Here is a 15,051-nt window from a genome sequence, read left to right as displayed (position 1 = left end):
CTATGACTTTAAGCACTTTACCCGCTAAAATCGACATCGATTCCCTCGATCCCAAAGAATACATCATCATCAAAAATGCAAGGGTCAACAACCTCAAAAGCCTGAGTGTCGCCATTCCCAGAAACCAATTCGTCGTGGTGACTGGACTCTCAGGTTCGGGCAAATCTTCCTTGGCGTTTGATACACTTTTTGCCGAAGGCCAGCGCATGTATGTGGAAAGCCTAAGCTCCTACGCCCGTCAATTCCTTGGTCGAATGGAAAAGCCCGATGTGGAATACATCAAAGGCGTAGCTCCTGCGATTGCCATCCAGCAAAAAGTCAGTACTAAAAATCCCCGATCCACGGTCGGCACGACCACCGAGATTTATGATTACCTCAAATTGCTTTTTGCCCGAGTTGGAAAAACCTTTTCCCCGATATCAGGGAAGGAAGTCAAGCATCACACCGTAACGGATATCGTCGATTATGTACTCTCCTTTGAAGAGGGAGCGAAAGTCATGATTTCCTGTCCACTTCAAGTAGGCAGAGGAAGAAAAATCGAACAGGAACTCGAGCTTTTGCTTCAAAAAGGCTATACCCGAATCCTGATCAATGGAGAAGTCTATTTCGTCGAAGATCTTTTGGGAGAAAAGAAAGTCCCCAAAGGCAACTACGAAATCCTGATTGACCGGGCCACTGTCCGAAAAGAAGACGAAGACAACCAATTCCGTATTGCCGACTCAGTCCAAACCGCCCTTTTCGAAGGTCATGGCGATTGCAAAATCACGGTTCCCGAAGTAGAAACACGATCTTTCTCCGACCGATTCGAACTCGATGGGTTGAGTTTTGAGCTTCCCTCGGTCAACTTTTTCTCCTTCAACAATCCTTACGGAGCCTGCAAGCGATGTGAGGGTTTTGGAAATGTCTTGGGGATCGACAAAGACTTGGTTTTCCCAGATAAAGACCTCTCTATCTATGAAGGAGCTATAGCTCCTTGGCGGGGAGAAAGCGGAAAAGGCTGGCTAGAGCCACTTTTAAAAAAAGGAATCGAGTTTGACTTTCCGATTCACAGATCCTACAATGAACTCACCGAGAAAGAACAGGAATTACTCTGGACTGGAAACAAGTATTTCCAAGGGTTGAATGCTTTTTTCGAAGATCTGGAAAGCAAAACCTATAAAATCCAATACCGGGTCATGCTCTCCCGATTCCGTGGTCGAACCACTTGTCCGGATTGCCGCGGAACCCGCCTCCGAAAAGATGCCAGCTACGTCAAAATCGACGGAAAATCCATCACCGATTTGGTGCTGATGCCCATCGAGGATGCTTTGGCTTTCTTCCAAAATCTCCAACTTACCGAGCACGAAGCCAAAGTAGCCAACCGACTGCTGAAGGAAATCACTAGCCGACTGGAATTTATGGATCAGGTGGGATTGGGTTATTTGACGCTCAACCGACTGACCTCCACACTTTCCGGTGGGGAATATCAACGGATCAAATTGGCCACATCCTTGGGTTCGGCACTGGTCGGATCCATGTACATCCTCGACGAACCCAGCATCGGACTTCACCCGAGAGATACCGATCGCTTGGTTGGCGTGCTAAAAGAGCTGAAAAATCTCGGCAACACCGTCATTGTGGTGGAGCATGAGGAAAAAGTCATGAAAGCCTCTGATCAGATCATTGACATAGGCCCAGATGCAGGAGTGAAAGGGGGAGAGTTGCTTTTCCAAGGGAAAATCGAAGATCTGATCACTAGCGGAACCACCTACACGGCCAAATACCTCCGAGGAGAAGAGAAGATTTTCACCAAAACGGGTAACCGAAAATGGAAAGATTCCATCACCGTCAAGGGCGCCCGTGAAAACAACCTGAAAAATCTGACCGTCCAATTTCCACTCAACACCCTCACCGTCGTTACGGGAGTTTCAGGTTCTGGAAAATCCACCTTGATCAAAAAAGTATTATATCCCGCCTTGGGAAAAATGCTGGGCACAGTGATTGACGAAGGCGGGAAATACGATAAGATCGAAGGCGACTATAAGCGAATCACGCAAGTGGAATTTGTGGATCAAGATCCGATCGGCAAGTCATCCCGTTCCAATCCGGTAACCTACGTGAAGGCTTACGATGCGATCCGAAACCTCTTTTCCGAGCAGCCGCTATCCAAGCAGCGTGGGTACAAACCCGCCTTTTTCTCATTTAATGTGGACGGAGGCAGATGCGAGGCCTGTCAGGGCGAAGGCACCATCACCGTGGAAATGCAATTCATGGCTGACATACACCTGACCTGCGAATCCTGCAAGGGCAAGCGCTTCAAAAATGAAATCCTTGAGGTCAAATACAAGGACAAGGATATTTCCGAAGTATTGGACATGACCATCGACGAAGCTTTGGAATTCTTCAAAGGAAAAACCCAAATCGTCAACCGCCTCCAGCCCCTTCAGGAAGTAGGCTTGGGCTATATCGGCATGGGCCAAAGCTCGAATACGCTATCTGGCGGGGAAGCTCAACGGGTGAAACTGGCTTCTTTTCTGGGAAAAGGAGGGACAAAGACCGGAGATCATATCCTCTTTATTTTCGACGAACCCACTACCGGACTTCACTTCCACGACATCAGCAAGCTCCTGCATAGCATCAATGCGCTGATCGATCAGGGTCACTCGGTGATCATCATCGAGCACAATACCGAGGTGATCAAGTCAGCCGATTGGGTGATTGACTTGGGTCCTGAGGGAGGGCACAAAGGAGGTCATTTGACTTTTGCCGGTACGCCGGAGGATTTGGCAAAAGAAGAGGGAAATTTCACGGCGAAGTATGTGAGGGAGAGTTTTGTGTGATTTTCAAACCCGTCAGGTTTCCAAAACCTGACAGGTTTCCTATCTTCGCAAGCACAAACAGGAATCTTAGCTCATCCACGATAGCTATCGGGAGGTTTAGATCGGTCAAAATTGGAATCTTAGCTCAGCTGGTTTAGAGCGCTGCTTTGACAGAGCAGAGGTCATGGGTTCGAATCCCTTAGATTCCACTTATTTAGCCACCAAGGCACAAAGTCTCTAAGATTTTGTGCCTTTTTGGTAAATAGATAAATTTGAAAAGATATGCGGGTGTAGCTCAGTTGGTAGAGCGTCAGCTTCCCAAGCTGAAGGTCGTGAGTTCGAGACTCATTACCCGCTCCAAGCACTTTAAAGGCACAAATTCCTTCTGGACTTTGTGCATTTTTTATTCAAAACCCTTAGCGACTTTGCGTCTTCGTGGCTATACTTCCTTCAAAAACTCCTTCAAACCCACTGCCCTTACATTTTCCGACAGGGGATAACTGTCTGCAATCCGGCAAATAATCACGCCCTTTTCAGCTCCGGTATCCTCCATGCTGATCTGCATGCCTTTGCTGAGTTTGGGAGAAAGGGTGTTTTTGATCTCAATTGCCGTTTTGACCACCCCATTTTTTACCAAAAGTAGGTCGCATTCCGCCCCCTGATGGGTTCGGTAGAAGTAGTACTCGTACTCTTCCCTCAGCGTAGCGATGATCTGTTCAATCACAAACCCCTCCCAGCTCGGCCCAACCAGCAGCTGGTTGATCAAAGCATCCATGCTATCCACTCCAGTCAGGGAATGCAGCAATCCCGTATCCCGGATAAACACCTTGGGCGATTTGACCAGACGCTTTTTGATATTGTGGTGAAAAGGCGCCAAGACCCGCACCATAAAAGATCCTTCGAGAAACTCCAAGTATCTGTTGACCGTCGGGCGGGTGATGCCGAGTGCTTTGGCAAAACTCTCTGCATTCCAGATGCCTCCCTGTGCATTGGCCAGCATCATCCAAAATCGCTCTACCAGCCGGGGATCGGTGCTTAACCCGATTTGTGCCAAATCCCGCTCCAGATAGGTCTTGATGAAGTTTTGCCTCCAAAGTAGCGATTCCCGTTCACTTTTGGCCAGAAAGGACAGCGGAAATCCGCCCCGAATCCAGAGCTTTTGGAGCTCGTCGGAACCAATCTCTCCCAGGTAAAAAGGGGTCAGTTCCAAATAACCAATCCGGCCGGCCAAGGAATCTGCACTCTTTCGGATCAAATCCGGAGAAGCCGAACCCAATAGGATAAATCGTCCGGGTTCCCTTTGCTCATCAATCAGACTCCGAAGCTCCGCAAAAAGCTCCGGCATGAGTTGGATTTCATCGAGAATGACGGTTTTGTCAGCATGCGCTTTGAGGAAAAGCTCGGGATCTACCAATTTGGCACGATCAGAGGCTTTTTCCAGATCGAGGTAGAGGCTGTCTTTTTCAAGTTTCAGGTTTTTGACCAAAGTTGTCTTTCCCACCTGACGAGGGCCCAATAGGCCTACAGCTGGGAAAATGGAAAGATATTCCTGCAAAAGAGGGAGAATTTGACGGTCCTTTACCATGAAAATCGAAAGTTGTATTTACGGATTTCATGGTAAAAGTAGGATTATTAAAAAAGAAATCAAATCCTTTTACCATGAAAATCGAAAGTTGTATTTACGATTTTCATGGTAAATGCTTTTTGTGAAATCTATCTCCGGCACGAACTTTTTCTTCAAAATACATTCATAGGACAACTATACTTGAGCAAAAAACATCGGTCACCTGACATCCGTCATCGGACATCTAAATCACCACCACCCCTTTTCCCAGCATCTTGCGATCCAAAATCGCCTGCAAGGCTTCCGGTGCTTCCTCAAGACTATACGTTTTTCCGATATGCTGTTTGATTTTTCCTTCCTGAATCCAGGCAACGAGTTGGCGGATATTCTGGAAACTCGCCTTCGCCTCCACTTTGGAAAACTGTCCCCAAAACACTCCTACAATCGAACAGCCTTTGAGCAAGGGTAAATTCATCGGGATTTGCGGGATTTCCCCATTGGCAAAGCCCACAATCAGGTAGCGACCTTTCCAAGCCATGCCCCGAAGTGCAGGCTCGGTGAATTTTCCTCCAACGGGATCATAGACCACATCCACACCTTTGCCACCGGTGAGTTCCTTGATGCGGGTTTTGAGATCTTCCGTTTCGTAGTTGATGGTGAGATCTGCACCTTTTTTCCTGCAAAGGGCAAGCTTCTCTTCTGAAGAGGCCGCCGCAATGACTTTGGCACCCATCAGTTTCCCTAGCTCCACTGCGGCTAAACCTACTCCGCCTGCCGCACCCAGCACCAGCAAAGTTTCTCCGGGTTGGAGATTTGCACGATCCTTTAGCGCATGGTAAGAAGTGCCATAGGTGTAAAGTGTGGTAGCTGCCACTTCAGCCGAAAGTCCGGGAGGCAAAGGAAACACCCGATCGATATCCACAGCAACTTTTTCCGCAAAGCCACCCCATCCACAAAGCGCCAAAACCGGCTGCCCGATTTGGAATCCCTGTACCTTTTCACCCAATCCGATGATTTTTCCCGCCACTTCTCCTCCCGGCGCAAAAGGCAATTCCGGCTTAAACTGGTACTTATTCTGGATAATCAGCACATCGGGAAAATTAACTCCGCAGGCTTCGACAGCGATCAGGATTTGATTTGGGCTGACAGTGGGGTTTGGAATTTCCTGAACAGCTAAGGCTTCAGGAAGGCCAAATTGGGTACAGAGTAGTGCTTTCATAGTTTGAGTTTTGCCACGATTTTTGCCACGAAGGCACAAAGACGGTAAGGATTCATTAAATTAAAGATTTAAAGTTTTGAATTTCAATGAATCACACCAAGCCAACAGATTTTGAAGAAGAAATCGGGACAGCTGTGGTTCATGCTGCTTTTACTATTCACAAGGAACTTGGGCCAGGACTTTTGGAAAGGATTTATGAAGTTTGCATGGAGCATGAACTCAAAAAAGCTGGATTTGAAGTAAAAAGACAAGTCAATATTCCGATCAGCTATGATGGGATTTGGTTTGATGAAGGACTTAGGCTGGATTTGCTTATTGAAGACAGGGTGATTGTAGAACTTAAAGCGGTAGATGTGTTAAATCCCGTTTGGGAAGCTCAAATCATCAGTCATCTCAAACTTTCAAAATTAAACCTTGGTTACTTGATTAATTTCAACGTCCCACTTATAAAAAAAGGAATAAGACGGTTTGTAAACACCTAATCTTCTTTGGGCCTTTTTGCCTTAGTGGCAATTAAATTTTTTTGTGACTTTGGGTCTTCGTGGCAAAAAGAGAAAATTCCTAGGCAAATCCTCCCGAAAGGAATAATTTTGAGGCCTTTAGAAACCTAAAACACCCAAATATGTCCGTAGCTGCATTTATCGCCTCCAACAAAGACCGTTTCCTCAATGAACTCCTAGATCTGCTTCGGATTCCTTCCGTCAGTGCAGATCCCAAATTCAAAAACGAAGTCTTTGCAGCGGCCCAGTTTGTCAAAGAATCGCTGGAAAAAGCAGGAGCCGATGTCGCTGAAATCTGTGAAACAGCAGGCTATCCTATTGTTTATGGGGAAAAAATCATTGATCCATCATTGCCAACGGTCCTAGTCTATGGCCACTACGATGTGCAGCCTGCTGACCCATACGAACTTTGGGATTCTCCACCTTTCGAACCTGTCATCAAAAACACCCCCAATCATCCCGAGGGAGCCATTTTTGCCCGTGGATCTGCAGATGACAAGGGACAATTTTATATGCACATCAAAGCTTTTGAATCGATGATGGCTTCAGGAGATTTGCCCTGCAATGTCAAGTTCATGATCGAAGGTGAAGAAGAAGTGGGTTCGGACAACTTGGACAAGTTTGTTTTGGAAAACAAGGAGCGACTAAAAGCCGATGTGATTTTGATTTCCGACACCCACATGATCAGTATGCAGGATCCGTCAATTACAGTAGGACTTCGCGGCATGGCTTACATGGAAGTAGAAGTGACAGGTTCCAATCGCGACCTTCATTCAGGAACTTATGGCGGTGCTGTCGCCAACCCGATCAATGTGCTGTGCAAAATGATCGCTTCCATGAAGGATGAAAATGAGCACATCACCATTCCGGGATTTTATGAAAAAGTACAGGAACTGACTGCTCAGCAGCGTCAGCGACTGAATGAGGCGCCTTTTGACCTTAATGAATACAAAGGAAAACTCGATATCGACGATGTCCATGGGGAAAAGGACTACACCACCATCGAGCGCGTGGGTATCCGTCCGACCTTGGATGTCAACGGAATTTGGGGTGGATATACCGGAGAAGGAGCGAAGACCGTTTTGCCTTCGAAGGCCTACGCTAAAATCTCCATGCGATTGGTACCGGATCAGGATTGGCATGAAATCGCCCAGCTTTTCGAGTCTCATTTCAAAGCCATTGCGCCAAAATCCGTCAAAGTAAAGGTCAAAGCCCACCATGGCGGAGCTCCTGCAGTAGTGTCTGATTCATCGATCGGCTATCAGGCAGCAGAAGCAGCGATGGAAGAAACCTTCGGAAAAAGACCGATTCCAACTCGGGAAGGCGGCTCGATTCCGATTGTGGCTTTGTTCCAAAAAGAATTGGGTAGCGATCCGATTCTGTTCGGCTTTGGCTTGGATACCGATGCGCTTCACTCTCCTAATGAGCATTATGGGGTGAAAAACTATTTTATCGGCATCGAGACCATTGCGGCATTCTTCAGACACTTCAGAAAGCTCAGCGGAAAGTGATCAAAGTCGCCGAAAGCTATTTCCAAAGGGTTTAATTTCGAACCCCAAGACCTAAATCCTTGTTTGCCAGAGTAAATCCCAACATTGAATGAACCCAACTCCTCAAAAGATCGGTAAGCTTCTGCTTCCGGTTTTTCTTTTGATCTCCTTTCTTGCCCAAGCTCAATTGGTAAAGCCACCCAAGTGGACCTTTTCTCTTGAACCAAAGGAACTGCAAGTGGGAGAAAAAGCCACAGTGATCATGGAGGCGGAGATTCCAATGGGTTGGTATGTTTATTCCAACGATTTTGACAAGGATTTGGGCCCGCTTTTGACTGAGTTTGTTCCAGCGGAGTCGGGAGATTTTGCCGTAGCCTCCAAACTAAAAGCCATCAATCCGAAGAAGAAATTTGACGAGGTCTGGGAAGGGGATGTGACCTACTTTATGGGAAAAGGGCGATTTGAGCAGCCTGTGACCATTAAAACCACTTCCGGAATGATCAAAGGCTCACTGGAATACCAAATGTGCTCCGACCTAACTGGGCAGTGCATCAATTACGAGCAGGATATTGAGATTAAGTTTACGGCGAAGGAAAGCTCGCCGAAAACACAATCTGCAAGTTCTCCTGCTTCTCCTGAAGCAGGAGCAAACCAAACAGTCGGAATTGAAGGAGAAAATAAACAATCAGCGAGTGATTCGACTTCAATTGAATCACCATTTGCTTTAAGTCCTGCTTCTGGAGAAGCAGGACAGCAAACAGGAGAAGCAGAACAGCAAACTGAAATTCCCCAAGACTTCACTGCCGAAGGGGAAACGGAGTCGCTTTGGGGATTTATGGTTTTGGCTTTTTTGGCAGGATTGGCGGCATTGATTACACCTTGCGTGTTTCCGATGATTCCGATGACAGTGAGCTTTTTCACCGGGAGATCAAAAAAACGATCGGAAGGAATTCGTCAGGCCTTTATTTATGGAATTTCCATCATTGCGATTTATACGATTGCGGGAACAGCCGTAGCAGCGATTCAAGGTCCCGAGTTTGCTAACTGGCTGGCTACCCACTGGATTCCCAATGTCTTTTTCTTTGGGATCTTTATTGTCTTTGCCTTAGCATTTTTGGGCATGTTTGAACTGACCTTGCCTTCGAGTTTGGTAAATAAGATGGATGCCAAAGCAGAAAAAGGCGGACTAGGTGGCGTATTCTTTATGGCCTTTACCTTGGTGTTGGTTTCTTTCTCCTGCACAGGGCCGATTGTAGGATCGATTCTGATTTCCTCTGCGGGCGGCGAACTGGTCAAGCCGGTATTGGGTATGTTTTCATTCGGTTTGGCATTCGCCATTCCTTTCACCCTCTTCGCCATTTTCCCAGAGTGGATGCAGCGACTTCCAAAGTCAGGAGGTTGGTTGAATTCTGTAAAAGTGGTCTTGGGTTTTTTGGAATTGGCCTTGGCATTCAAATTCCTTTCCATCGCCGACCTTGTTTACCATTGGGGCATTCTGGATCGGGATATTTTTCTGGCGATCTGGATTGTGATCTTCTCCGCTTTGGGACTTTACCTTTTGGGAAAAATCCGCTTGCCTCACGATTCCAAGCTCGACCACATCGGCGTACCTAGATTGCTGTTGGCATTGCTGACTTTTGCTTTTGTGGTTCACATGATTCCGGGACTTTGGGGCGCTCCGCTCAAAATACTCAGCGGTTATCTGCCTCCAATCACTACGCAACAATTCAAAATTGAAGGAGGGATCGCTTCAGGGGAAACGCCCTCTACTTCCACCGAAGTGATCAAATACGCTGATCGCCTGAAAATTCCCCACGGAATTCCGGGCTATTTCGACTACGAACAAGCTTTGGCCGCAGCCAAGCGGGAAGGTAAGCCTCTTTTGATCGACTTCACCGGTCACGGCTGTGTAAATTGCCGCAAGATGGAAGAAAATGTCTGGGTGGATCCACAAGTTCTGATGCGCTTGAAGGAAGACTTTGTGATGGTCGCACTTTACATCGACGAGCGGCTGGAACTTCCGGAAAGTGAATGGTACACCTCGAGCTATGATGGTAAGGTGAAAAAAACCCTTGGCAAGCAAAACGCCGATTTCCAGATCACCCGATTCAACAACAATGCCCAGCCGTATTATGTCATTTTAGACCACAATGAGCAACTTGTAGCTAAACCAAGGGGGTACAATACGGATATCTTGGCTTTTGTGGAATATTTGGATGCGGCAAAAAATGAGTTTATGAAAAGGAATTAAAAATAAATTAGAATCCTCGCACTTAAGCTGAAAGAGGCTCCTGTGATCCAAGAGCCTCTTTTATTTTTATTTATCAAACATGGGAGGCCTTTTCGCCTGCCAATCTGTGTTTTCTTGGATCAATCTCCCCAGCATGATCAGTTTTTCCTCCTCAAAAAGGTTGGCCAGAAGGGTAATGGACGTTGGGCTGCCGTTTTCAGCAAAACCGTTGGGCAGGCAAAGTGCAGGATGACCTGTAAGATTGGTTATCTGTAACTGCTGGCCGGCAAATGATGGAGTCACGATCACATCATAGTCTTTCATTAATTCATGCATTTCTTGGATCAGTATACTGCGCTGACGACTCATCTGAACATATTCCACTGCCGGGATAAATCTAGCCGCACGGAATATATTCGGCCAGGCATTTCGATGCTGCGCGACCAACTGGTCGTCTAGATCCAACCGGGTCAATTCATCAAATGCTGCCGCCCCTTCCACCAATAGCATAGAGACCAAAGGTGCCGCATTGATGCTAGTTTTAAGTTCCAAGGGATGAAGTTCGATTCCCTGATTTTTCAAAACATCCAATACTGCCTGATCATTTTTGCTAGTTGCCCGATCTCCTTCGAAAAATGGCTTGAAATAGCCTACTTTGAGCTTTTTCACATCATTTTTAGCCGAATAATTGAAAGCAGCAGGAATCGTGGAGGCATCTTTCCCATCCATTCCATTGATCACAGAAAGCACAATTGCATTGTCCAGGGCTGACCTTGAAATCGGTCCGATTTTGTCCATAGACCAACTGAGGGCCATAGCACCGTGCTTACTCACCCTTCCGTAGGTAGGGCGAAGGCCGGTTACGCCGTTTCGAGTAGAAGGTGAAACGATGGAGCCCAGTGTTTCTGTGCCGATGGCAAAAGGAACCAGTCCTGCACTGACTGCAGAAGCTGATCCTGCAGAAGACCCACTGGATCCTTGTTTGAGATTCCATGGGTTTTTCGTTACTCCTCCAAACCAGACGTCTCCCATCGCAAGAGCACCCAAAGTGAATTTTCCCACCAACACTCCTCCTGCATCTTCTAGCTTTTGTACGACTGTGGCAGTTTCATCGATAACTTGATCTTTGTATGGCATGGCGCCCCAGGTGGTTTTGGTTCCCGGTACTGCCAGAAGGTCTTTGATTCCATAAGGAATACCATGGAGTGGACCGCGATATTTTCCTTGAGAAATCTCCTGATCCATTTCCCTGGCTTTTTTCAGGGCAGATTCTTCCATCAGAGAGACCAAACATTGAAGGGTATCCGAATAGCTCTTGATCCGGTCTAGATAAATTCTGGTCAGACGCTCGGAGGTGATTTGTTTGTTTTTGATCAAGACAGAAAGGTGGCTAACCGAAAGAAAGGCGATATCATTTTCCTTAGAAGGCAAATCCACCTTGGTTGGCAGGCCCCAATCGTAAGGCTTCTGGTCTTGACTTGGGAAAAAGCCTTGGGGCAATGGATTAAATACCAAGGCTGGAGAAACTGAATTCTCCAGTTTTGTTTTCCTAAGAATTTCAAAATTGCTTCGGTGGTTGTTTAGGGTACTGATCATGCTGTCTTTCTCCTGTGGGGTAAAAGTCAGGCCGATCAAATCAGCTGCATAATCAATGGTAGAGGGGCTGATATCCCCTAAATTTCTGCCTAGGGTAAAACCCAGTGAGAGAATAGCAATGGCTCCGAGAATCAGAAAAGAACGCGAGCCTGGGTGATTTTTTCGTTCCATTGGATAGTTTTGTGTAATTACCAAACAAGTAGCGCCTGAAGGTGTTCAAATACCCGAAAAAAATCAAACCACCCATGGATCAAAATACGAGCTTTCCCACATTTCCCATGCACTTCCGAGGCTTGTTGCTCTTGGCGGGAATGTACACCATAGCTTGGTCGGCATTTTACAAGTGGTTTGGCCCGGAGTTGTTGAAGTGGATGGCTATGGGAAATCCGGAGTTGCAAAGTCTTCCTTCCAACTATTTTGGGACTTTTGGCATCCTTGTCGGATTGATCATATTTGTTTCTGCTTTTTATCCTGTTTCCTGGGTTTGGTTAATTCTGGCAGGGATTACGGGAAAAATCATCACAGCGATTTGGTTTACACTTGGCTTTGCACCGGATCTGAGTTGGAATAAGCGAAGTATTTTTCATTTGGTATTCAATGAATTGGTATGGCTTATCCCATTAATACTTATTTTTCTGAGAAGTCTTCAGGTCAAAAATTACCTTAATCAATCCGAATCACAAGCCTAAAGGTTCTGTCTGTATAGGAGACTTTCTTTTGGGGTTTCGGGTCCAAAGGCCAATAGATTATTTCTTAACTTGGCTACCCAAAGTGTTTTTTCCTAGTCAAGTTTGATTTCTATGTCTCAAAAACAACCCCATAAACTCTTTTTGCTGGACGCAATGGCTTTGATTTACAGAGCTCATTTTGCCTTCAGTAAAAATCCAAGAATCAATTCAAAAGGACTTAATACCGGTGTGATGTTGGGATTTACCAACACCCTTTTGGAAGTCTTGGAAAAGGAAAAGCCCAGTCATATTGCCGTGGCCTTTGATACTAAAGCACCCACGTTTAGACATGCCCAATATGAGCCGTATAAAGCCAATCGCTTGGAACAGCCAGAGGACATTACGGCTTCTATTCCATGGGTAAAGGAGATTGTAAAAGCTTTTAGGATTCCGGTCCTGGAAATGGATGGCTTTGAAGCAGATGATATCATCGGGACTCTAGCCAAAAAGGCTGAAAAGGAGCACTTCACCGTGTACATGATGACTCCGGATAAGGATTATGGACAAATTGTCGACGACCATATTTTCTTATATAAACCCGCCTTTATGGGTAATGGTGTGGATGTACTAGGGCCTAAGCAAGTCTGTGAAAAATGGGATATCGAACATGTAGATCAAGTAAGGGATATTCTCGGATTGATGGGAGATGCCGTGGACAACATTCCCGGAATACCCGGAATTGGTGAAAAAACTGCCGTGAAACTGCTCAAGGAATTTGGCACAGTGGAAGGGTTGATTGCCAATGTGGATAAGCTTAAGGGCAAGCAAAAGGAGAATGTGGAGAGTTTTGCACAGCAAGGGCTTTTATCCAAAGAATTGGCAACCATCAAAATTGATGTTCCCGTGGAATTTGATGAAGTGGATTTGAGGTATGATGGATTTGACGAGGAAAAACTCCGGGCTATTTTTAGTGAACTGGAGTTTAGAACCCTTGCCAGCCGAATATTCAAAGATTCCACCGGAAAAAAAGCAGCCATTGCAGCTCCCGCGCAGATGGACCTTTTTGGGGCACCATCATCAGCACCTGCCAGGACAGAGGAAGAGGAAACCCCAGAGGAGGAAGTTTCCATTACTACTCCCGCCATATTGGATACCATCCACACCAATGTCCACAATTACCACAAAATCAAAGGAAAAGAGGCTGTTCAGGAGCTGGTAGATTACCTCCTTTTGCAAAAGGAAATCTGCTTTGATACCGAAACGACCGATCTGGATGCAATGAAAGCAGAACTGGTCGGGCTTTCCTTTGCCTATATCGAGGGGGAAGCTTACTACATCCCTGTATCATCTGATCAAAACGAAACTCAGGAAATCCTTGAGTTGCTTCGGCCTGTATTTGAAAATGAATCCATCATCAAGATTGGGCAAAATATCAAATATGATATGCTCGTGCTGAAGAACTATGGCCTTGAGGTGAAGGGAACACTCTATGATACCATGCTTGCCCATTACCTTATTGAGCCGGAGGGAAAACACGGGATGGACTGGCTGGCCCAACAATACCTGAACTACCGCCCTGTCTCTATCACTGAACTCATCGGCAAAAAAGGAAAAGGACAGGGAAATATGCGGGATGTGGATGAGGACGAAGTGACTGCCTATGCCGCCGAGGACGCGGACATTACCCTAAGGCTAAAAGGTAAACTGGATCCGATTATTTCGACCAACGGCTTGGAAAAACTATTTGATGAAGTCGAAAATCCTTTGATTCGAGTGTTGACCGATATGGAGTTTGAAGGTGTTCGGATTGACACGGAATGTTTGACAGAATTGTCTGTGGCTTTGGAGCAAGAAAGCAAGGAAATTGAGAAGCGGGTCTATGAGTTGGCCGGAGTAAGGTTTAATCTTGCCTCCCCAAAGCAACTGGGCGAGGTACTTTTTGAAAAGCTCAAACTCGATCCGAAAGCCAAAAAGACCAAAACCGGTCAGTATGCCACTGGCGAGGAGATCCTCAGTAAATTGGCTGATGAACATGAAATCGCCCAAGCCATTCTCGATCACAGACAAATGGTCAAGTTGAAGTCCACCTATGTGGATGCGCTTCCGACGATGATCAATCCCAAAACAGGACGAATCCATACCACCTACAATCAATTTGTCGCAGCGACAGGACGATTATCCTCCATCAATCCCAACCTTCAAAATATCCCTATTCGGACTGACCGGGGAAGAGAAATACGCAAGGCATTTGTGCCCAGAGATAAAGATCACGTTCTGCTTTCTGCGGATTATTCCCAGATTGAACTTCGCCTGATGGCCGCTTTTTCTCAAGATGAGTCTATGCTGGAAGCATTTAAAAATGGTAGGGATATCCATGCTACTACTGCTGCCAAGATCTTCAAAGTGCCATTGGAAGAGGTAACTTCTGATATGAGAAGGAAGGCCAAAACCGCCAATTTTGGGATTATTTACGGGATTTCTGCCTTTGGATTAGCCCAACGATTGTCTATTCCCAGGACTGAAGCCAAAGAAATAATCGACGCCTATTTCACGGAGTTTCCGGCAGTCAAAGAATACATGGATGGAGCCATCGAAAAGGCACGCAAGCATGAATATGTGGAAACTATACTCGGCCGTCGTCGCTACCTGCGCGATATCAACAGCCGAAATATGACCATGAGGGGTTTTGCAGAGCGAAACGCCATCAATGCCCCGCTTCAGGGCTCAGCCGCCGACCTGATCAAAGTTGCCATGATCCACGTGCATGACTGGATGAAAAAAGAAAAGATCAAATCCAAAATGATCCTTCAAGTGCATGATGAATTGGTCTTCGATGCCCACAAGGACGAAGTAGATCTGCTCAAAAAGCATATTCCGGGATTGATGTCCAATGCCATCAAACTACCTGTACCGATCGAAGTGGAAGTGGGCGTGGGTTCAGATTGGCTCCAAGCACACTAGGATTGAAAAATTGGAATATTTCAAA

9 protein-coding genes and 2 tRNA genes are annotated in these 15,051 nt (G+C 46.2%); 8 read left to right on the top strand and 3 right to left on the bottom strand.

Going from position 1 to position 15,051, the window contains the following annotated elements; genetic code table 11:
- The first annotated feature begins 2 nt into the window (after positions 1-2).
- The 3 genes from uvrA to DDT91_RS02595 all read left to right on the top strand — a co-directional run bounded on the left by uvrA (position 3) and on the right by DDT91_RS02595 (position 3,158).
- Entirely contained in the window at positions 3-2,819 is a 2,817-nt protein-coding gene (gene uvrA / locus DDT91_RS02605; RefSeq protein ID WP_187174572.1) for an excinuclease ABC subunit UvrA, read from the top strand.
- 113 nt (positions 2,820-2,932) lie between these two features.
- A tRNA-Val gene (locus tag DDT91_RS02600) sits at positions 2,933-3,007 on the top strand.
- A gap of 75 nt (positions 3,008-3,082) precedes the next feature.
- Positions 3,083-3,158 (top strand) — tRNA-Gly (locus DDT91_RS02595).
- A gap of 79 nt (positions 3,159-3,237) precedes the next feature.
- Here the strand turns inward: DDT91_RS02595 and DDT91_RS02590 are convergent.
- Positions 3,238-4,383: an ATP-binding protein gene (locus DDT91_RS02590; RefSeq protein WP_187174571.1), complete on the bottom strand. Its 1,146-nt coding sequence runs from the start codon at positions 4,381-4,383 to the stop codon at positions 3,238-3,240.
- 223 nt (positions 4,384-4,606) lie between these two features.
- Positions 4,607-5,581 (bottom strand): NADPH:quinone oxidoreductase family protein, encoded by a 975-nt coding sequence (locus DDT91_RS02585; RefSeq protein ID WP_187174570.1) that lies wholly within the window; start codon positions 5,579-5,581, stop codon positions 4,607-4,609.
- A gap of 86 nt (positions 5,582-5,667) precedes the next feature.
- Between DDT91_RS02585 and DDT91_RS02580 the strand changes: the two genes are divergently transcribed.
- From DDT91_RS02580 to DDT91_RS02570, 3 genes are all read left to right on the top strand, one after another.
- Positions 5,668-6,063 (top strand): GxxExxY protein, encoded by a 396-nt coding sequence (locus tag DDT91_RS02580; protein WP_187174569.1) that lies wholly within the window; start codon positions 5,668-5,670, stop codon positions 6,061-6,063.
- Positions 6,064-6,203: 140 nt separating this feature from the next.
- A complete protein-coding gene (locus DDT91_RS02575; protein ID WP_187174568.1) occupies positions 6,204-7,592 on the top strand; it encodes a dipeptidase in 1,389 nt (462 codons plus the stop codon).
- Positions 7,593-7,680: 88 nt separating this feature from the next.
- A complete protein-coding gene (locus DDT91_RS02570; RefSeq protein ID WP_187174567.1) occupies positions 7,681-9,822 on the top strand; it encodes a cytochrome c biogenesis protein CcdA in 2,142 nt (713 codons plus the stop codon).
- Between the two features lie 66 nt (positions 9,823-9,888).
- Here DDT91_RS02570 and DDT91_RS02565 read toward each other — a convergent pair whose 3' ends face one another.
- Positions 9,889-11,568 (bottom strand): amidase, encoded by a 1,680-nt coding sequence (locus DDT91_RS02565; protein ID WP_187174566.1) that lies wholly within the window; start codon positions 11,566-11,568, stop codon positions 9,889-9,891.
- A gap of 74 nt (positions 11,569-11,642) precedes the next feature.
- Here DDT91_RS02565 and DDT91_RS02560 point away from each other — a divergent pair, with 74 nt between their 5' ends.
- A complete protein-coding gene (locus DDT91_RS02560; protein WP_187174565.1) occupies positions 11,643-12,086 on the top strand; it encodes a hypothetical protein in 444 nt (147 codons plus the stop codon).
- Positions 12,087-12,197: 111 nt separating this feature from the next.
- Positions 12,198-15,026 (top strand): DNA polymerase I, encoded by a 2,829-nt coding sequence (polA, locus tag DDT91_RS02555; RefSeq protein ID WP_187174564.1) that lies wholly within the window; start codon positions 12,198-12,200, stop codon positions 15,024-15,026.
- Positions 15,027-15,051: the final 25 nt, after the last annotated feature.

This window comes from Algoriphagus sp. AK58, assembly GCF_014324365.1.
Lineage (GTDB): Bacteria > Bacteroidota > Bacteroidia > Cytophagales > Cyclobacteriaceae > Algoriphagus.
The sequence above is the reverse complement of the archived record's forward strand: the minus strand, read 5'-3'. Positions and strand labels throughout refer to the sequence as shown.